This window comes from Pseudomonas campi (genome assembly GCF_013200955.2).
Classification (GTDB): domain Bacteria; phylum Pseudomonadota; class Gammaproteobacteria; order Pseudomonadales; family Pseudomonadaceae; genus Aquipseudomonas; species Aquipseudomonas campi.
The window spans coordinates 1483387-1502342 of record NZ_CP053697.2 but is presented as its reverse complement, the minus strand read 5'-3'; the positions used below and the strand labels follow the sequence as shown (position 1 = coordinate 1502342).

Annotated in this window: 17 protein-coding genes; 10 read left to right on the top strand and 7 right to left on the bottom strand. The window is 61.6% G+C overall.

Features of this window, described 5'->3' with window-relative positions:
• Window positions 1-161: 161 nt before the first annotated feature.
• Window positions 162-2213, top strand: coding sequence for a hypothetical protein (locus HNE05_RS06895; RefSeq protein WP_240008848.1), 2052 nt, complete (start codon window positions 162-164; stop codon window positions 2211-2213).
• A 91-nt stretch (window positions 2214-2304) separates the two neighbouring features.
• Here HNE05_RS06895 and HNE05_RS06890 read toward each other — a convergent pair whose 3' ends face one another.
• From HNE05_RS06890 to HNE05_RS06875, 4 genes are all read right to left on the bottom strand, one after another.
• Entirely contained in the window at window positions 2305-4317 is a 2013-nt protein-coding gene (locus tag HNE05_RS06890) for a polysaccharide biosynthesis protein (RefSeq protein ID WP_240008826.1), read from the bottom strand.
• 98 nt (window positions 4318-4415) lie between these two features.
• A complete protein-coding gene (locus HNE05_RS06885) occupies window positions 4416-5204 on the bottom strand; it encodes a hydroxypyruvate isomerase family protein (protein ID WP_173204760.1) in 789 nt (262 codons plus the stop codon).
• Window positions 5201-6091, bottom strand: coding sequence for an NAD(P)-dependent oxidoreductase (locus HNE05_RS06880; protein WP_173204757.1), 891 nt, complete (start codon window positions 6089-6091; stop codon window positions 5201-5203). The genes HNE05_RS06885 and HNE05_RS06880 overlap by 4 nt, the downstream gene beginning before the upstream one ends.
• Window positions 6092-6238: 147 nt before the next feature.
• The gene (locus HNE05_RS06875) at window positions 6239-6556 is read right to left on the bottom strand and encodes a DUF2288 domain-containing protein (protein WP_173204754.1); all 318 of its coding nucleotides are present in this window, start codon (window positions 6554-6556) and stop codon (window positions 6239-6241) included.
• A 324-nt stretch (window positions 6557-6880) separates the two neighbouring features.
• On the opposite strand from HNE05_RS06875, the gene HNE05_RS06870 reads away from it, so the two are divergent.
• From HNE05_RS06870 to sstT, 6 genes are all read left to right on the top strand, one after another.
• Window positions 6881-8002 carry a branched-chain amino acid ABC transporter substrate-binding protein gene (locus HNE05_RS06870; RefSeq protein WP_173204751.1) on the top strand — a complete coding sequence of 374 codons (1122 nt, stop codon included), beginning with the start codon at window positions 6881-6883 and terminating at the stop codon, window positions 8000-8002.
• A 117-nt stretch (window positions 8003-8119) separates the two neighbouring features.
• The gene (gene livH, locus HNE05_RS06865; RefSeq protein ID WP_173204748.1) at window positions 8120-9043 is read left to right on the top strand and encodes a high-affinity branched-chain amino acid ABC transporter permease LivH; all 924 of its coding nucleotides are present in this window, start codon (window positions 8120-8122) and stop codon (window positions 9041-9043) included.
• Window positions 9043-10299, top strand: coding sequence for a high-affinity branched-chain amino acid ABC transporter permease LivM (locus tag HNE05_RS06860; RefSeq protein ID WP_173211619.1), 1257 nt, complete (start codon window positions 9043-9045; stop codon window positions 10297-10299). Before livH ends, HNE05_RS06860 begins: the two co-directional genes overlap by 1 nt.
• Before the next feature lie 109 nt (window positions 10300-10408).
• Window positions 10409-11176 (top strand): high-affinity branched-chain amino acid ABC transporter ATP-binding protein LivG, encoded by a 768-nt coding sequence (gene livG / locus HNE05_RS06850; protein WP_173204745.1) that lies wholly within the window; start codon window positions 10409-10411, stop codon window positions 11174-11176.
• Window positions 11176-11877, top strand: coding sequence for an ABC transporter ATP-binding protein (locus HNE05_RS06845; protein ID WP_173204742.1), 702 nt, complete (start codon window positions 11176-11178; stop codon window positions 11875-11877). The genes livG and HNE05_RS06845 overlap by 1 nt, the downstream gene beginning before the upstream one ends.
• 341 nt (window positions 11878-12218) lie before the next feature.
• Window positions 12219-13439, top strand: coding sequence for a serine/threonine transporter SstT (gene sstT, locus HNE05_RS06840; RefSeq protein WP_173204739.1), 1221 nt, complete (start codon window positions 12219-12221; stop codon window positions 13437-13439).
• Between the two features lie 151 nt (window positions 13440-13590).
• Here the strand turns inward: sstT and HNE05_RS06835 are convergent, their stop codons facing one another.
• On the bottom strand, window positions 13591-14928 hold the full coding sequence (locus tag HNE05_RS06835) for a DEAD/DEAH box helicase (RefSeq protein ID WP_173204736.1): 1338 nt from the start codon (window positions 14926-14928) through the stop codon (window positions 13591-13593).
• A gap of 233 nt (window positions 14929-15161) precedes the next feature.
• Here HNE05_RS06835 and HNE05_RS06830 point away from each other — a divergent pair, with 233 nt between their 5' ends.
• The 3 genes from HNE05_RS06830 (at window position 15162) to HNE05_RS06820 (ending at window position 16981) form a co-directional block, all read left to right on the top strand.
• The gene (locus HNE05_RS06830; RefSeq protein ID WP_173204733.1) at window positions 15162-15815 is read left to right on the top strand and encodes a 7-cyano-7-deazaguanine/7-aminomethyl-7-deazaguanine transporter; all 654 of its coding nucleotides are present in this window, start codon (window positions 15162-15164) and stop codon (window positions 15813-15815) included.
• A gap of 102 nt (window positions 15816-15917) precedes the next feature.
• Window positions 15918-16331 carry an anti-virulence regulator CigR family protein gene (locus HNE05_RS06825; RefSeq protein ID WP_173204729.1) on the top strand — a complete coding sequence of 138 codons (414 nt, stop codon included), beginning with the start codon at window positions 15918-15920 and terminating at the stop codon, window positions 16329-16331.
• A gap of 86 nt (window positions 16332-16417) precedes the next feature.
• Window positions 16418-16981 (top strand): dihydrofolate reductase family protein, encoded by a 564-nt coding sequence (locus HNE05_RS06820; RefSeq protein ID WP_173204726.1) that lies wholly within the window; start codon window positions 16418-16420, stop codon window positions 16979-16981.
• On the opposite strand, the gene rarD is transcribed toward HNE05_RS06820, so the two are convergent.
• Together rarD and HNE05_RS06810 are read right to left on the bottom strand one after the other, a co-directional pair.
• Entirely contained in the window at window positions 16978-17874 is an 897-nt protein-coding gene (rarD, locus tag HNE05_RS06815) for an EamA family transporter RarD (protein WP_173204723.1), read from the bottom strand. The two genes, HNE05_RS06820 and rarD, sit on opposite strands and share 4 nt — an antisense overlap.
• Window positions 17875-18061: 187 nt before the next feature.
• On the bottom strand, window positions 18062-18661 hold the full coding sequence (locus HNE05_RS06810; RefSeq protein ID WP_173204720.1) for an FMN-dependent NADH-azoreductase: 600 nt from the start codon (window positions 18659-18661) through the stop codon (window positions 18062-18064).
• Between the last annotated feature and the right edge of the window lie 295 nt (window positions 18662-18956).

Sequence of the window (18956 nt, the reverse complement as noted above, 5' to 3'; positions counted from 1 at the left end):
ACGCCGCACACATCCACGGAATGTCGATGATGAAAACAACAAAAGACGCAGATTCCACCGTTTCCGAAGCGCGCCAAGTCGTTGCCGAAATCGCTGAAGTTGCTGAAGCACCCGCGCCGCCCCGGGTAACCATCAGCCCAGCTGGCAATGGCGAGCAGTACATGTACTTCACCGAGCGCGACATCGACCGCATCCTGGAAAATCTCGACGGCCTGCGTGAGCGGGTATTCCCCAAGGTACTGGGCGACGATGGCAGTGACATACGCTCCAGCCAGCACTTCCCCTCCGTGTGCCTGATCGGCCTGGGCCGCTGCGGCTCCAACATCGCCCTGGATGTTGCCTCCCTGGTGTACAACGCGCGCAAGTTCTACCTCAACGAATTCAGCAGCCAGGAAAAACCGGCCAACGAGCAGCGCCCGACCAGCTGGATCCGCAGCAACCTGCGCCTGGCGCCCAGCCGTGCAGCCAAGCCGGTGTTCCTCATCGAGCCACTGGTGATGCTCGGCGACTTGGACAAGGACATCGAGGGACGCATCCGCTTCTCGCGCAAGACCGAGAAAAGCGGCTTCCTCAGCGACTACAGCAAGATGAAGATCATGGACCTGTCCGAGGTGCATGCCGGTGGCGCCGGTAACGCGCCGATCCTCGGTCAGTACCTGGCCAAGATCATCCTCAACAAGGACACCCAGCGCTTCAGCAATGCCGACTGGAAGTTCATCCACAGCTACCTGATCGACTCCTGCGGGATCAAGGCCAACCAGTCGCGCCTGTACTTCTACATCTTCAGCGCTGGCGGCGGCACCGGCTCGGGCATGGCCTCGGAATTCGGCCTGGCCCAGCAGTTCGCCTACATGAGCAAGACCTTCGAGACCAAGGCCGAAGAAAGCAACGACGACAACCGCGATCACTCCTTCGTCTTCGAACCGATCTTCACCAGCGGCATCTGCATCCTGCCGAACATCTCCGACCAGCGAATAGAAATGTCGGAGGCCCTGCATATCAACGCCGGCCGCCTGCTGTGCAAGTACCTCGCCGAGGAGTGGGACTTCTCCTACAACTTCGACAACGAGGAAACCGGTGAAGAAAGCGTGATGCGCCGCATCCGCCCGTGGAACGCGATGATGCTGATCTCCAACGACATCATGCGTTACGCCGAGGAAAGCGACGGCGGCAACATCCAGAACATCGACGTGAACGCCATGGAGCGCCACGCCAACCAGTACATCTCGCAGCAGATCTTCAACATCCTCACCGCCCAGGCGGTGACCACCGACTACGACCAGAACTACTTCCGCCGCGCCGGCATCGACATCGGCGAGACCATCCGCCTGGATGCCAACGACCTGTTCATGAGCCTGGCCGGCCCGGTGGCCGTGGCCTATGCCGAATCGGTCGTGGCCGAACAGGCGCCGCCGACCACCACCGACAAATTCAAGGTATTCGAGAAAGAGCAGCCCAAGCTCAATATCGACGACCTGTTCTTCCGCTCCATCGACCTGCCGCACTTCAACAAGGCGACCCAGGCCATCGAAGGCATCAGCCTGCTGCCGATCGAATCCAAGCGTTACCGTGCGGCGCTGGAGCAATACAAGAAGTCCAACTTCGACGCCAGCGAGCTGAGCGATCTGCACTTCTTCAAGAACTGCTCCTCGGTGGTGTCCATCGTGTCCCTGCCCAAGGACTACAAACTGTCCTACATGGACCTCAACCGCCTGAAGAGCCACCTCAACAGCCTGTTCCCCAACACCACCCTGAAGCGCTACGCCCTGGTGATCGGCGCCTCGGCCAACCTGTCGCTGACCACCCTGATCGTCAAGAGCCCGTGCCTGTCGGACGATTTCCTGACCCTGATCGTGGCCTTCATCAAGCGCTGCTTCGCCCGCGACCAGTACCGCTACGACGACAGCCTGGACAACGCCATGCTCGACTTCATCGTCTCCGAGGAGTTCGATGAGGAATTGATCGAAGCCATGCTCAACGAGCACGAAAACCCGGCGAAGATCCTCGACACCAACTGGTACGCGATCAAGCCGATGTACGAGAAGAAGTACCGCGAGCTGATCAACGACAAGGACAAGTTCGTCTCGATCAATGACATCCGCCTGTCCCGCGAGAGCGTGAAGAAAGCCATCAAGTACCTGCGCGAGATCTACCGCCACCGTGTCGGCAAGACGCGGGTCATCTCGCTCAATGACTACAGCGGCAAGGACTGAACGGACGGCTGCGGCAACAAAAAAAGGGCCTGCATATGCAGGCCCTTTTTGTTAGGTGAATGGGGTGCAGGCAATCTTAGCCTGACCCGCTTCAGTTACCGTGGCCAGGTCCCTGTTGCTGCAAATACATCAGATCAACGATGTCATCACTCGGCGCATAACCATTGACTGTCTGGCGCAGCAGCTGGCGCACCCTGGAGAAATCACCGTCATCTACCGCACCCAGCAGTTCAGTCAAACGCTGTTTGAAATCGTCCCAAGCCAAATGCTCTTCACTGGCACAGAGAATCATCGGATGCTCTGTAGGCCTTACATTTTCCCCAATCAACAACTCTTCATAGAGTTTTTCGCCGGGGCGCAGGCCGCTGTACTCGATGGCAATATCGCCATGGGTATTTTTTTCATTACGCACGGTCAATCCAGACAGATGAATCATCTTGACCGCCAGATCAACGATCTTGACCGGTTGCCCCATGTTTAACACGAACACATCGCCGCCCTGGCCCATGGCGCCCGCCTGGATAACCAGCTGGGCAGCTTCGGGGATGGTCATAAAGTAACGGGTAATATTCGGGTGAGTCACCGTCACCGGACCACCGCACCGAATCTGCTCACGAAAGCGCGGAATAACCGAGCCCGAAGAGCCCAGCACATTACCGAAACGGACCATGGTAAAGCGTGTCTTGTTGATCTGGCGCACGCCATCCTTATCGCCCATGAGCACCGGGGCAGTCTCGCGACTGAGAGCCTGAAGCACCATTTCGGCAAGGCGCTTGGTGCTGCCCATGACATTGGTCGGACGAACTGCTTTATCCGTAGAAATCAGAACGAAGTGTTCCACTCCGGCCCGGACAGCTGCTTGTGCAGCATTGATGGTACCCAGCACATTATTGAGCACGCCCTCGGCGATATTGTGCTCAACAATCGGTACATGCTTATAGGCCGCGGCATGGTAAAGCGTGTTCACCTTCCAGCAGCGCATGACATCGAGCAAACGGGAAGCGCTGCCGATTGAGCCCAGAATCGGTACCAATTTGATGGATAGCGCCTCTCTCTCAATGCGTGCTTCCAACTCACCATGAATTGCATACAAGTTGTATTCAGCGTGATCGAACAATATTAATGCAGCGGGCTCCACACTGATGATCTGCCGGCACAGTTCAGCACCAATAGATCCGCCGGCGCCTGTCACCAGAACAACCTGCCCACGAATGCAGCGCTCGAACAACGCCTTCATGGGTGGCACGGCATCACGCCCCAATACATCGGCAATATCGACTTCCTGAAGCGCGTCAACCTGCACGCGGCCGCTGGCCAGGTCCATGAAGTCAGGCACACTGCGCACATGCAGAGGGAACTGTTCCAGGTACTCGAGAATTTCCCGTCGGCGCATACGCGACACCGACGGCATGGCCAACAAAATCTCCTGCACCCCGGTATCTTCAATTAGCTGGGTAATCCTGCCCGGCTTATAGACTTTGAGCCCGGCGATGACTTGACTGACGATACCCTTGTCATCATCGATGAACGCTACGGGGTTCATCGATCGCCCCATGCGCAGCGCAGCAACCAGCTGATTACCTGCAGTACCAGCGCCATAAATGGCTACCTTAGGGGCTCTGCCATCGCCCTGAGAAAGCCTGGCACTCCGACCGCTGCTGTACCAGTCACCCATAAAGTAATGACGCATGAGCAAACGCAACCCGCCAATCAGGGTCAGGCTCAGCCACCAGTAATTGAATACCAGAGAACGCGGAACAACGACAGGCGCATCCCGATACCAGTACACGACCAAGGCCAGAAGCAGCGCAGATACCGAAACCGCCTTGGCAATGGTCAATAGCGCATCATTACCCAAGTAGCGCAATACCGCCCGGTACATACCCAAGCGGATAAACAAGGGGATAGCTATCACGGGGGCAGCAATAAACAGCCAACCATATTTGCTGAAGACATTAATGGAGTTGTCAAAACCAATCCGAACAACAAATGCCAACCAGAGTGCCAACCAGACCAGAACCACATCGGCAGCAACCTGCAACAAACGTTTATGACGGCGACGCAGCCCCAACAAGCGTTCACGCAATACAGTAGGCTTGATCACGCGCTATTCCATCCTGATAGACAAAAATCCCAACACCCTAACTTACCCACAGTACTCCATGCGTCAGCCAGCAGCTGACTCATACAACATCTGCGCAATCATACCCCAAGGAGGTTCTGCCATAGTCGGAGCCAGGCGAACGACCCGACGTGCAGTCTATCTCCCTTGTACTCGGCGCCCAACCAGCCACCATATCCCCGTGCCTGCAATACCCTGATCAAGGGTAGAAAATCCAGCTCGCCACTCCCCGGTTCTCCTCTGCCTGGGCAGTCCGCGAACTGCACATGGCCAATGCGCCCGGCCAACAAAGCAATGCCCGCCTCGATATCCAGCCCCTGCCGGGCCATGTGGTAGAGATCGAACTGAGCCTGGCAGTTCGGGTGATCGACTGCTCGCAGCAGCTCGTCCAGCTGCTCGGGGGTATTGATCAGAAAGCCCGGCATGTCGAGGGGATTGATCGCTTCGCACAGCACGCGAATCCCTAGGCACTGAAAAGCCTCGGCCGCCTTGCGTAGATTGGCCACCAGAACTGCCAGAGCCTCTTCACGTGTCACGCCCTCGGCCAGTCGCCCCGGCAGTACGTTGACACAGCTCGGCCGGACCATAGCGGCATAGGTCAGCGCTTCCTGCAGCGCTGCAGCAAACTCGGCCTGCCGCGCAGGCACTGCCGCCAGCCCCGGGCCGCCAGTCATCAGATCAGCGGCCGGCAGGTTGATCAGCACCAGCGGCAAACCGGCGCGCTCCAGCGCTTCCTTGAGACGAATGGCCGGTACTTCATAAGGGAACTGGATTTCCACGCCCTCGAAACCGACCGCCGCGGCCGCCTGTGCGCGCTCGAGCAGCGGCAGTTCGGTGAACAGCATGGACAGGTTGGCCGCAATTTTCATGCGTCAGTCTCGCGATAGAGCTGCACCAGCGTGGCGGGATCATGCTCCAGATGCCCCTGACTGCCATGCAAACGCATCAACTGCGCCGCCAGGCCACTCATGGGTGTAGCGCTGCCCTGCTCGCGAGACAGTTTGCTGGCCGTATCGAGATCCTTGAGCAGGGTGCGCACATGCCACTTGACCGGCTCGAACTGGCTGTCCGCCATCTGCGGCGCCAGTATCTGCAGCGGCCTGGAATCGGCAAAACCGCCGGCCAGTGCCGGAGCCAGCAGACGAGCATCGACTCCGGCCTGCTCGGCCAGGGCCACCACCTCGGCGATCACCAGAGCATTGCAGGCAACGATCATCTGGTTGCAGACCTTGGTCACCTGCCCGGCCCCAACTTCGCCCATGCGTGTGAGGCGCTGGCCCAGGTGCGCGAGGATCGGCCGCAGCCGCTCAATGTCTTCGACCCGCCCACCCGCCATGATCGCCAGACTGCCGGCTTCTGCGCCGAGCGTGCCACCCGACACCGGGGCATCGACCCAGCGCATGCCCGTGCGCTGCTCCAGCTCGACAGCCATTTCGCGCGTGGCGGCGGGCTCAAGGCTGGAGAAGTCGACCAGCAGCTGGCCAGGACGTGCGCCCTCGACGATGCCGCCAGGGCCGAACACCACCTCGCGCACCGCCGCAGTATCGGCCAGGCAGAGCATGACGATCTCCGCCTCGGCACACAGCTGTGCCGGCGCCGCGGCCGCCTGCGCGCCCTGCGCCAACAAGTCCTGCAGTTTTTCCGGCGAACGGTTCCACAGCCGCAGCGGATACCCCGCCGCCAGCAGGCGACGGCTCATGGGCAGTCCCATCAGGCCAATACCGGCGAAGGCCAAAACAGGCGGGGATACAGGCATGCAGGGCTCCAATACTTGAAGGGACGGCTTTCACCGACCTGTGGCGAATTTATCCTCGATAAAACCTCGGTGGCGGAGCCTCTTGCGTGGCTCAAACCGCTGCCACGAAAAGCGCGCGGGCCTTGGCCCAACCCTGGCCACCCGGTTTCAGTGCACTGTGGGCGCTTCTGCACGCTCCTGAATCAGCACCCAGGGCGCCACCACCACGGCCCAGAGCTTGGGGTCACGGGCCAGCAGGTCTTCGGCACGAGTTTCCTCGACTTTGGCCACCTGCCCGGCCTGCAACCAGCCAGCCACCTTGGCCTGATCGTCTTCGGCAACGGCCAGCGCGACCTCCACCAGATCCAGTGCGCTATCGACCCAGAGCAAGGCGCCACGAGCAAAGAAAGGTTGCAGCTCCTGCCAGGTGATCGGCGCGGTTTCGCCAAGCAGCTTGGCATAGAGGGTGCTAGGTTGTTCTGTCATGACGGGCCTGTTTACAAGCAGCTGGTTGAGGGTGCGGCGCGCATGATAGCGTCGGACGTCCGACAGGCAAGTCAGTTGAGCGGCCAGCCCTTCGCCAACGACTGGCCAGTCAGCAAAAGCTGCGCCGTTATTATGTACGTTTGTTTCAATTAAGCGACACACCCCCTCTTCGCTCCGGACTGCCCGCTTTTCAAGGCAGGAAACGGAGTTCTACACTGTCCCGGTACAGTTGCCGGGGGGTGTGGCCGGGGAAACTGAACCGGTCCCGCAGCTTTGGCCGCGTGGATTACAACAACGAAAAACACCAATAAAGAGTGGAGCACTATGAATAAGGCTAGCAAGCAAGTATCCAAGCTGTTCGCCGCCATGGCTCTGGCTGGCATGACCAGCTATTCGATGGCCGCTGATACCATCAAAATCGCTCTGGCAGGCCCGGTTACCGGTGCTGTTGCCCAGTACGGCGAGATGCAGTTCATCGGTGCCGAAATGGCCATCGAGCAGATCAACAAGGCCGGCGGGGTGAACGGCGCGATGCTCGAAGGCGTCAAGTACGACGATGCCTGCGACCCGAAACAAGCCGTTGCCGTAGCCAACAAGATCGTCAACGACGAAGTCAAATTCGTGGTTGGCCACCTCTGCTCCAGCTCCACTCAGCCGGCGTCCGACATTTACGAAGACGAAGGCATTCTGATGGTCACCGCGGCGTCCACCAGCCCGGAAATCACCGCTCGCGGTTATCAACTGGTGTTCCGCACCATCGGTCTGGACAGCCTGCAAGGCCCGACCGCCGGCAACTTCATTGCAGACCACGTCAAACCGAAAACCGTTGCCGTGATCCACGACAAGCAGCAGTACGGTGAAGGCATCGCCACCGCGGTCAAGCAGACCCTGGAAGGCAAAGGCACCAAAGTTGCCCTGTTCGAAGGCATCAACGCCGGCGACAAGGACTTCTCCGCCCTGATCGCCAAGCTCAAGCAGGCCGGTGTCGACTTCGTCTACTACGGCGGCTACCACCCGGAACTGGGTCTGCTACTGCGCCAGACCAAAGAGAAAGGCCTGAACGTCAAGTTCATGGGTCCGGAAGGCGTGGGTAACAAGGAAATCTCGGCCATCGCTGGCCCGGCTTCCGAAGGGATGCTGGTGACCCTGCCGAAATCCTTCGACCAGGATCCGAAGAACCAGGCTCTGGTAGACGGCTTCAAGGCCAAGAACCAGGACCCGAGCGGCCCGTTCGTATTCCCGGCCTACGCTGCCGTGCAAGTGATTGCCGAAGGCATCAAGAAGGCGGGCGATACCGACACCGCCAAAGTGGCTGCGGCGCTGCGCGCCAACAGCTTCGACACCCCTACCGGAACCCTCGGCTTTGACGAGAAAGGCGATCTGAAGGACTTCAGCTTCGTGGTTTACGAGTGGCACCAGGACGGCACCAAAACCGAAGCTAAATAAGCTTCCCGCCTGAACCCAGAGCCCACTGCCAATGCAGTGGGCTTTGTTTATTCGAAGAATCCCGGTCTTACGCTGCGCCACAAGCGCCGCCTTGCGTAGCGACCCAGGAGTTAGGCAATGCCTGATCTTTATCACTACCTGCAGCAGCTGATCAACGGGCTCACCGTTGGCAGTACCTATGCCCTGATCGCCATCGGCTACACCATGGTCTACGGCATCATCGGCATGATCAACTTCGCCCACGGCGAGGTTCTGATGATTGGTTCGTATGTGGCCTTCATCGCCATCGCCGGCCTGACCCTGATGGGTCTGGACAGCCTACCTATCCTGATGATCGGCGCTTTTTCCGCCAGCATCATTGTCGCCAGCGCCTATGGCTACAGTATCGAACGGGTGGCCTATCGCCCCCTGCGCGGCAGCAACCGCCTGATCCCGCTGATCTCCGCGATCGGCATGTCGATTTTCCTGCAGAACGAAGTGCTGCTGGCCCAGGACTCCAAGGACAAGGCCATCCCCAACCTGCTGCCGGGCAACTTCGTGTTCGGTGAGAGCGCCATGCACAGCGTGACCATCTCCTACATGCAGGTGCTGATCTTCGTCGTCACCTTTGCCGTGATGTACGGCCTGACCCTGTTCATCTCCCGTTCGCGCCTGGGTCGCGCCTGCCGCGCCTGCGCCGAAGACATCAAGATGGCCAACCTGCTGGGCATCAACACCAACAACATCATCGCCCTGACCTTCGTCATCGGCGCCACCCTGGCCGCCGTGGCTGCGGTGCTGCTGGGCATGCAGTACGGGGTGATCAACCCGCACATCGGTTTCCTCTATGGCATCAAGGCGTTCACCGCCGCGGTGCTGGGCGGCATCGGCAGCATCCCCGGCGCCATGCTCGGCGGCCTGGTGCTCGGTGTGTCCGAAGCCTTTGGCGCCGATGTCTTCGGCGATCAGTACAAGGACGTGGTGGCCTTCGGCCTGCTGGTCCTGGTGCTGCTGTTCCGTCCGACCGGCATCCTCGGCCGCCCGGAGGTCGAGAAAGTATGATGACCAAGAATCTCAAGACCGCCTTCTTCAGCGCCCTGCTGGTGCTGGCCGTAGCCTACCCGGTACTGGGCCTGAAGCTGACCACCGTTGGCATCCAGCTGGAAGTGCATGGCGCCAGCCCCGCCGTGCTGTGGACCATCGCAGCCTGCGCCATTGCCATGTTCTTCTGGCAGCTGTTTCGCGATCAGCTCGGCGCCGCCTGGGCCAATGCGCCCAAGCTGCCGGTGATGCCGGACAAGGCCAGCAACTTCCTGACCCTGCCCTCGACCCAGCGCTGGATCATTCTCGGCCTGATCGTGGTCGGCCTGGCCTGGCCGTTCTTCGGCAGCCGTGGCGCGGTGGATATCGCCACGCTGATCCTGATCTACGTGATGCTCGGCCTCGGCCTGAACATCGTGGTCGGCCTGGCCGGCCTGCTCGACCTCGGTTACGTCGGTTTCTACGCCGTCGGCGCCTACAGCTACGCGCTGCTGTCGCACTACTACGGCCTGGGTTTCTGGATCTGCCTGCCGATTGCCGGTCTGATGGCGGCCTTCTTCGGCTTCATCCTCGGCTTCCCGGTGTTACGCCTGAGGGGCGACTACCTGGCCATCGTCACCCTCGGTTTCGGCGAGATCATCCGCATCCTGCTGCGCAACATGACCGAACTGACTGGCGGCCCCAACGGCATCAGCAACATCGAGAAACCGAGCCTGTTCGGCCTGTCCTTCGAACGCCGCGCCGCCGAAGGCATGCAGACCTTCCACGAGTACTTCGGGATTGCCTACAACGGCATCAACAAGGTGATCTTCCTCTACCTGATCGCCCTGCTGCTGGTATTGCTCACCCTGTTCGTGATCAACCGCCTGCTGCGCATGCCGATCGGCCGTGCCTGGGAAGCCCTGCGTGAAGACGAAATCGCCTGCCGCGCGCTGGGTATGAACCCCACCGTGATCAAGCTCTCGGCCTTCACCCTCGGTGCCACCTTCGCCGGTTTCGCCGGCAGCTTCTTCGCTGCGCGCCAGGGCCTGGTCACTCCGGAGTCGTTCACCTTCATCGAGTCGGCGATCATCCTCGCCATCGTCGTGCTGGGTGGCATGGGCTCGCAGCTCGGCATCATCCTCGCCGCCGTGGTGATGATCCTGCTGCCGGAACTGGCTCGCGAGTTCAACGAGTACCGCATGCTGATGTTCGGTGCCCTGATGGTACTGATGATGATCTGGCGTCCGCAGGGCCTGCTGCCCATGCAACGCCCGCACCTGGAGTTGAAATCATGAGCCGCCCGATTCTTGAAGTCAGCGGGCTGACCATGCGCTTCGGCGGCCTCTTGCAGCCCGTCAACGGTGTGGCCCTCAGCGTGCAGCCCCAACACGTGGAGTTGAAAGCATGAGCCGGCCAATACTTGAAGTCAGCGGGCTGACCATGCGCTTCGGCGGCCTGCTGGCCGTCAACAATGTCGCCCTCACCGTGCAGCCCAAGCAGGTGGTGTCGATGATCGGCCCCAACGGCGCCGGCAAGACCACCGTGTTCAACTGCCTGACCGGCTTCTACCAGCCCACCGGCGGGGTGATCCTGCTCGACGACGAGCCGGTGCAGCACCTGCCCGGCCACAAGATCGCCCGCAAAGGCGTGGTGCGCACCTTCCAGAACGTTCGCCTGTTCAAGGAAATGACGGCGGTGGAGAACCTGCTGGTCGCCCAGCATCGCCACCTCAACACCAACTTCCTCGCGGGCCTGCTGAAGACCCCGAGCTTCCGCCGCAGCGAACAAACGGCAATGGAATATGCCGCGCACTGGCTGGAACAGGTCAACCTGACCGACGTCGCCAACCGCCCGGCCGGCACCCTGGCCTACGGCCAGCAGCGCCGCCTGGAAATCGCACGTTGCATGATGACCCGCCCGCGCATCCTCATGCTCGACGAGCCGGCCGCCGGTCTCAACCCGCGCGAGACCGAAGACCTCAAGGCGCTGATCGGCATGCTGCGCCATGACCACGACGTCACCGTGCTGCTGATCGAGCACGACATGAAGCTGGTCATGAGCATTTCCGACCACATCTACGTGATCAACCAGGGCACCCCCCTGGCGGACGGCACGCCGGAGCAGATCCGCAACAATCCGGACGTGATCAAAGCCTACCTGGGGGAAGCCTAATGCTGCGTTTTGACAACGTCTCCACCTTCTACGGCAAGATCCAGGCCCTGCACGATGTCAGCATCGAAGTGCAGCAAGGCGAGATCGTCACCCTGATCGGCGCCAACGGTGCCGGCAAGTCGACCCTGCTGATGACCCTGTGCGGCAACCCGCGCGCGGCCAGCGGCAGCATTCGCTACATGGGCGAGGAACTGGTCGGCCAGGACTCCTGCGACATCATGCGCAAGAGCATCGCCGTGGTGCCGGAAGGACGTCGCGTGTTCGCCCGCCTGACCGTGGAAGAAAACCTGGCCATGGGCGGCTTCTTCGGCAGCAAGGCCGACAACCAAGAGCAACTGGACAAGGTCCTGCACCTGTTCCCGCGGCTCAAGGAGCGCTTCGACCAGCGTGCCGGCACCATGTCCGGCGGCGAACAGCAGATGCTCGCCATCGGCCGGGCGCTGATGAGCAAGCCCCAGCTGCTGCTGCTCGACGAGCCGTCGCTGGGCCTGGCACCGATCATCATCCAGCAGATCTTCGACATCATCGAACAGCTGCGCAAGGACGGGGTCACGGTGTTCCTGGTCGAGCAGAACGCCAACCAGGCGCTCAAGCTGGCCGACCGCGCCTACGTGCTGGAGAACGGCCGCATCGTCATGCAGGGCAGCGGCGCCGACCTGCTGGTGGACCCGAAAGTGCGCGACGCCTACCTCGGCGGTTGATGCTCGCAAGGTCAATGGCAACGGCCCTCACGGGCCGTTTTCATTTGCCCAGATCGACATTACCTGCTGCACGAAAGCCCGTCTGACTAGGGAGCACCGTGCACACTAGTTTTAACCTGACGCGCATGGCACACCCACAGCAACCAACTGACGGAAGGCCATCACCCGCGGCTTCGAGCCTTTAGAATCGCCGCCTTGTTTTCTGCGTCTGCCGTAATCCGGCAGGCACCCGGAATCCGACTGCCCAGCCAGCACGAGTTACCACTCCTGCCCGACTGGACTGTCGCCCCGCATGCAGTGCGCCCACCGACGCGGCATGCCGAACCTCAGGAACATCGACCATGATCCATCGCCCTATCCTGCAATTGCTGACCCGCACCAGCCTGGTCAGCCAGATCATCATCGGCCTGATCGCCGGTATCCTGCTGGCCCTGCTGTGGCCGCAAGCCACCGATGAAGTCGGCTTCCTCGGCAGTCTGTTCATCTCCGCGCTGAAAGCCGTGGCACCGATCCTGGTATTCATCCTGGTGGCCTCGGCGATTGCCAACCACAAGCCCGGCCAACCGACCCATATCCGCCCGATCCTGATTCTGTACCTGATCGGCACGCTGGCCGCCGCCATCGTCGCGGTGATCGCCAGCAGCCTGTGGCCAACGACCCTGGTGCTCAGCGATGTCGCCACTGGCAGCACGCCACCCGGCGGCATCGCCGAAGTACTCAAGACCCTGGCCATGAGCACCGTGGACAACCCGGTCAATGCCCTGCTCAAAGGCAATTTCATCGGCATCCTGGCCTGGGCCATCGGCCTGGGTATCGCCATTCGCCACGGCAGCGCAACCACCCGCAGCGTATTCGGCGACCTGGCCGAAGGCGTTTCGCTGATTGTCAAAGTGGTGATCCGCTTCGCCCCACTCGGGGTGTTCGGCCTGGTCGCCACCACCTTTGCCGACGCCGGCATCAAGGCCCTGCTCGGCTATGTCCAGCTGCTGGCGGTGCTGGTCGGCTGCATGCTGTTCGTGGCGCTGGTGGTCAACCCGCTGATCGTCTTCAGCCAGATCCGCCGCAACCCCTATCCGCTGGTATTCACCTGCCTGCGCGAGAGCGGCATCACCGCCTTCTTCACCCGCAGCTCGGCGGCCAACGTGCCGGTCAACCTGCAGTTGGCCGCACGCCTGGGTCTGCATGAAGACACCTATGCGGTGTCCATCCCGCTGGGTGCGACCATCAACATGGCCGGTGCCGCCATCACCATCAGCGTGCTGACCCTGGCCGCCGCGCACACGCTCGGCGTCGTCGTCGATATGCCGACCGCCATTCTGCTGTGCGTGGTGGCCGCCGTCTGCGCCTGCGGCGCCTCGGGCGTGGCCGGTGGTTCGCTGCTACTGATTCCGCTGGCCTGCAGCCTGTTCGGCATCCCCAGCGAGACCGCCATGCAGGTGGTGGCCATCGGTTTCATCATCGGCATCCTGCAGGACAGCGCGGAAACCGCACTGAACTCCTCCACCGACGCGCTGTTCACCGCTGCGGCCTGTCTGGCCAAGGAAGAGCGCCCGGTGAGCTGATAGCTCAGCCCCAGTGGCGGATCTATCCGCGAAAAGCCGCCAGCGCGGAACAGCTTTCGTGGCTAAAACAGCCCTACGAATCGGCGGCCTGGATCAACGCCGACTCGGCATAGCGACAATAAAAAAGGGAGCCAACTGGCTCCCTTTTGTTTTATTCCGCCGCCGGCTTCTTGCGCTTGAGCGGTGCCAGGCCGTCCTGGCTGACCACCGCGGACGGTGCATTGTTCGGTCGTGCAGTCGGCTTGCGCTTGGGTGCGGCGGCCTTGGCGCCCGGCTTCTTGGCGTCCTTCTTGTCGACCTTTTTCTTCTTCGGCCCGACCGGCTTGCCGGAGGCCTTGAGGTTCTTCGGCCCCTGGTAGATGCCCTTCAGGTCTTTGATATTGCGTCGTTCGAAACGCTGTTTGAGGTAGCGTTCGATGCTCGACATCAGGCTCCAGTCGCTGTGGGTGATCAGCGAGATCGCCAGGCCTTCACCACCGGCACGCCCGGTACGACCGATACGGTGCACGTAGTCATCGCCGGAGCGCGGCATGTCGAAGTTGATCACCAGATCCATGCCGTCGACATCCAGGCCGCGGGCGGCCACGTCGGTGGCGACCAGCACCTTGGCCCCGCCCTGCTTGATGCGGTCGATGGCCAGTTTGCGGTCCTTCTGGTCTTTCTCGCCGTGCAGCACGTACACCTTGTGCTCGGCCGCCACCAGCTTGCCCCACAGACGGTCGGCCTGGACCCGGGTGTTGGTGAAGATGATCGCCTTCTGGTAGGTCTCGTTGGCCAGCAGCCACTCGACCAGTCGTTCCTTGTGGTAGTTGTGGTCGGCGGTGATGATCTGCTGGCGGGTGCCCTCGTTCAGCTCGCTGACGCTGTTGAGCTTGAGGTGCACCGGCTCGCGCAGCACGCTGGCGACCATTTCGCGCAGGCCGTTACCGCCGCTGGTGGCGGAGAACAGCATGGTCTGCTGGCGGTTCGCACATTCCTTGCCCAGGCGCTGCACGTCTTCGGAGAAGCCCATGTCGAGCATGCGGTCGGCTTCGTCGAGGATCAGCACTTCCACGTCATTGAGCTTGAGGGTGCCGGCGTTGAGGTGTTCGAGCAGGCGCCCCGGAGTACCGATAAGGATGTCCGGCACCTTGCGCAGCATGGCTGCCTGCACCTTGAAGTCCTCGCCACCGGTGATCATCCCGGACTTGATGAAGGTGAACTGAGAGAAGCGCTCGACTTCCTTGAGCGTCTGCTGGGCCAGTTCGCGGGTCGGCAGCAGAATCAGCGCGCGGATGGTCACCCGCGGCAGGGCATCGCCCATCAGGCGGTTGAGCAGCGGCAGGACGAAGGCCGCGGTCTTGCCGCTGCCGGTCTGCGCCGTCACCCGCAGGTCGCGCCCTTCCAGTGCCGGCGGAATCGCCGCTTGCTGCACCGGCGTCGGCTCGGTGAAGTTGAGCTCGGCGACGGCCTTGAGCAGGCGTTCATGCAGGGCGAATTGGGCGAACACGGGGCATACCTCGACAAAAAATCAGCAAAACAGCCGCATAGATTACCGGTTGTCAGGGTAAATGACCGCCTCTGTTATGCAAAAAGCCACTCGGCACCGGCCGAACGGCAGTTTTCTGCCCCACAACTGCTGTTTGTTTTTTGTACAAAGTTGAACAAGCAGATAGAATGCGCGCCGCTTTCAATCCCGAAAGCATGGGTTCCCTAACCCCATTTATTAAAAAGGTAATGCCCATGTCCCTGCTTCCCGAGCAGCGTCGGCGCTCCGCGCTGGCCGTACTGATCGCCTTCCACATCCTCATCATCATCGCCAGCAACTACCTGGTGCAGCTGCCGATCACCCTGTTTGGCTGGCATACCACCTGGGGCGCATTCAGCTTTCCGTTCATCTTCCTCGCCACCGACCTGACCGTGCGCCTGCTCGGCAAGAAGCCGGCGCGTCAGGTGATCGCCCGGGTCATGCTGCCGGCGCTGCTGGCCTCCTACATAGTCTCGGTGCTGTTCCAGGAAGGCGCCTTCCACGGTGTTGCAGCGCTGGGCCAGTTCAACGAATTCGTCCTGCGCATTTCCGTGGCCAGCTTCCTCGCCTATGTGCTCGGACAGGTCCTCGATATCCAGGTGTTCGACCGCCTGCGCCGCCTGCCGCAGTGGTGGATCGCCCCCACCCTGTCGACCATCGTCGGCAACCTGCTGGATACCTTCGCTTTCTTCTCCGTGGCCTTCTGGCGTAGCAACAATGCCTTCATGGCCGAGCACTGGGTGGAAATCGCCACCGTGGACTACGGCGTCAAACTGGCCGTCAGCCTGCTGCTGTTCGTGCCGCTCTACGGCCTGCTGCTCAACGCCATCCTGCGTCTGCTGGCTGGGCGGGCGCGCGTGGCTGCCTGACGAAGCAGGCGACGATGGCGTTTTCCCTGAACCCGGCAACACTCAGGGAACACCCAACGTCTGCCGGGCTCCAATGCCCTGTCCCCACACGGAGTAGTCAGCATGTCGCGCTCAACCTTTCTCGTACTCACCGGTCTGGCCCTGACCATCAGCCTGAATGGCGCCAACGCCGCACCCAAGCACGACAAACACAGCAATGAGGGTAAGCACGGTGGCGGCGAGGATGTTCAGGTCGACCTGCGCGGCCCGACCATCGACATCGGCCAGGTCCGCATCACCCTGGGCAACAACCGCGAGCTGATCGGCCCGACGCAAGCGCTGCCACCGGGCATCCGCAAGAACCTGGCGCGCGGCAAGCCGCTGCCGCCCGGTATCGCCAAACGCTTCGACAGTCGTCTGCAGGGGCAACTGCCGCACTACGATGGCTACGAGTGGCAGCAGGTCGGTACCGACGTGGTGCTGGTCGCCATTGCCACCGGCATCATCTATGAAGTGCTGCAGAACGTACTGGACTGAGTCGCAGGAAACTTTGCCGGCGCAGCGCGGCTCCAAACTCTAGCGGCCCGCGGGTGGTCGCCTTGGGCTGACTGAGAACCGCGCACTTGAAACCAGCATTGATCTATTACGTGGCCGCCAGCCTGGATGGCTATATCGCCCGTCCGGATGGCCGGGTGGACTGGCTGCAACCCATCGAAGCCTCTGGCGACGACCATGGCTACCAGGCTTTCTACGCCAGCATCGATGGACTGCTGATGGGCCGCGGCACCTATGACACGGTGTTGGGCTTCGCCGGTGACTGGCCCTACCCCGACAAACCCTGCCGAGTCCTGACCCGCCACCCCATGGAGCAGACGCCGGCAGGCGTGATCGCCCGGCATGCCAGCCCCGCAGAAGCCCTCAGCGAACTCGAAGCGCTGGGTTGCCAACGTATCTGGCTGGTCGGTGGCGGCGCCCTGGCCGGCACCTGCTTTGCGGCAGGCCTGCTCGACGAACTGGTGGTCAGCCTGGTGCCTTACCTGCTCGGTGCCGGCATCCCGCTGTTTGCCACCGGCCTGGAACGCCACCTCAAGCTGCATGAGCAGCGCAGCTTCAGCAGCGGCGTGGTGCAGCTGCATTATCAGGTCCTGCCAGAGAACGCCCTGCCGGACAGTTTTCAGCAGACCTAGGGACCCTGCCGCGCCTGCTTGCGCAACAAGCGCGCGCTGTCCCAACCGGTCAGCAATACGGCCAGCCAGATCGGTGCATAGGTCCACAACTGCAGGGGGTCGAAGGTCTCGCCGAGAAACACCACCGCGAGGGCAAACAGCAGCACCGGCTCGACATAGCTGAGAATACCGAACAGGCCCAACGGCAGCAGGCGACTGGCTGCCATCATCGCGCCGAAGGCCAGGGCGCTGAGCAGCCCCAGGCCGGGCAGCAACCACCAGAGCTGCGGCGCCTGATCGAATACCCCGAGCGGACCGTGGGCATGGATCAGCCAGATCGCCAGGGGCGCCAGCACCAGCATCTCCAGGATGAAACCGGATAGCGCATCCAGGCGCATCCAGCGGCGCAGCATGAAGTACGGCGGATAACCCAGCGCCGCCACCAGCGTCACCCAGGAAAACGCCTGAGTCAGCCACAACTCATGGGCCACACCCAGCAGCGCACAGACCACCGCCAAGCGTTGCAGCGGGCGCAGGCGCTCGCCGTAGAACAGGCGGCCGACCAGGACCATGGCCAGCGGCAGCAGAAAATAACCGAGCGACACTTCGAGCATGCGCCCAGCCAACGGTGCCCAGACGAACAGCAACCACTGCACGCCCATCAACGCCGCCGCCAGCACCAGGGCCGGCAACAGCAGCGGCTCACTGCGCAGGCGATTAAACGCTGCGGCCAATACCGTCCACTGGCGCGCCAGGGCGACCAGCAGCAGGACTGCAGGAATCGACCAGAGAATGCGCTGGGCGAACACCTGCACGCCATCCAGCGGTGCCAGTTCGCGCACATAGCCGGGAATCAGCACGAACAGCACCGACGCCGCCACCGACAGCGCCACACCACGACCCGACAAATACACGGGAGCCTCCGGCCCTGATTAAGTGGCGACGATATCAGCACAGGCCGTGCGATATTTCAAACACAGTTGCGCAGGAAAGCGAGCATACAGCCGGATAAAAAATGACCCGCCAAACGCAGGGCCTGGCGGGTCAAACGTCGGGCCGAGGAGCACGGCCCGGAGGGAAGATCGGTGGTTCAGGTGTAGATCAAGCGACCTTGGCCAGCTGCTCGCGCGCCTGGGCCAGGCCCTTCTCGAGGAACTCGGCGCCCATGTTCAGGCCTTCGGCATGGATGAAGGTCACGTCATGGATACCGACGAAGGCCAGCGCCTGGCGCAGGTAGGGTTCCTGGTGATCCATCGCGCTGCCGCTGTAGACGCCGCCACGGGCGGTCAGCACATAGGCGCGCTTGCCGGTCAGCAGGCCTTGCGGGCCGGTTTCGGTGTACTTGAAGGTGACGCCGGCACGCAGCACATGGTCCAGCCAGGATTTCAGGGTGCTGGGGATGGCGAAGTTGTACATCGGCGCCGCCAGAACCAGCACATCGGCGGCCAGCAGTTCGTCGGTGAGCAGATTGGAACGGGCTGCAGCGGCCTTCTCCACTTCGTTCTGCTGGTCGGCCGGCTTCATCCAGCCACTGAGCAGGTCGATATCCAGATGCGGCACCTGCTCCACGGCCAGGTCGCGGACCTGGATCTGATCCTGCGGATTGGCGGCTTGCCACTGACCGATGAAATCGGCGGTCAGCTGACGGGATACGGAACCTTCTTTGCGGGCGCTGCTTTCGATAACCAGGACACGGGACATTTGGCTTACCTCCATCGGGGGTTGTTGTGCGTCGATGGGGGCAGATTAGGGTGATGCAGATCGATTAAAAAGCGCAAAAAACCGCTACTAACTATCGATTAAGTTGATTTGTAGGCAGCCCCGCACTAGGCTGCCAGCAGCTCTGCTTAACGCTTCAGAACCTGTTGACGATCTTTTGGACTAGAGCCAGACAAGGCAAAAATAGCCGAGGAAGCGGAGTTTACGAGTTGTAAATGAGCATTCCGAGGCTGTTTTTAACGCCGTATGGCCGACGGCCAGGAGATCGTAAACAGGT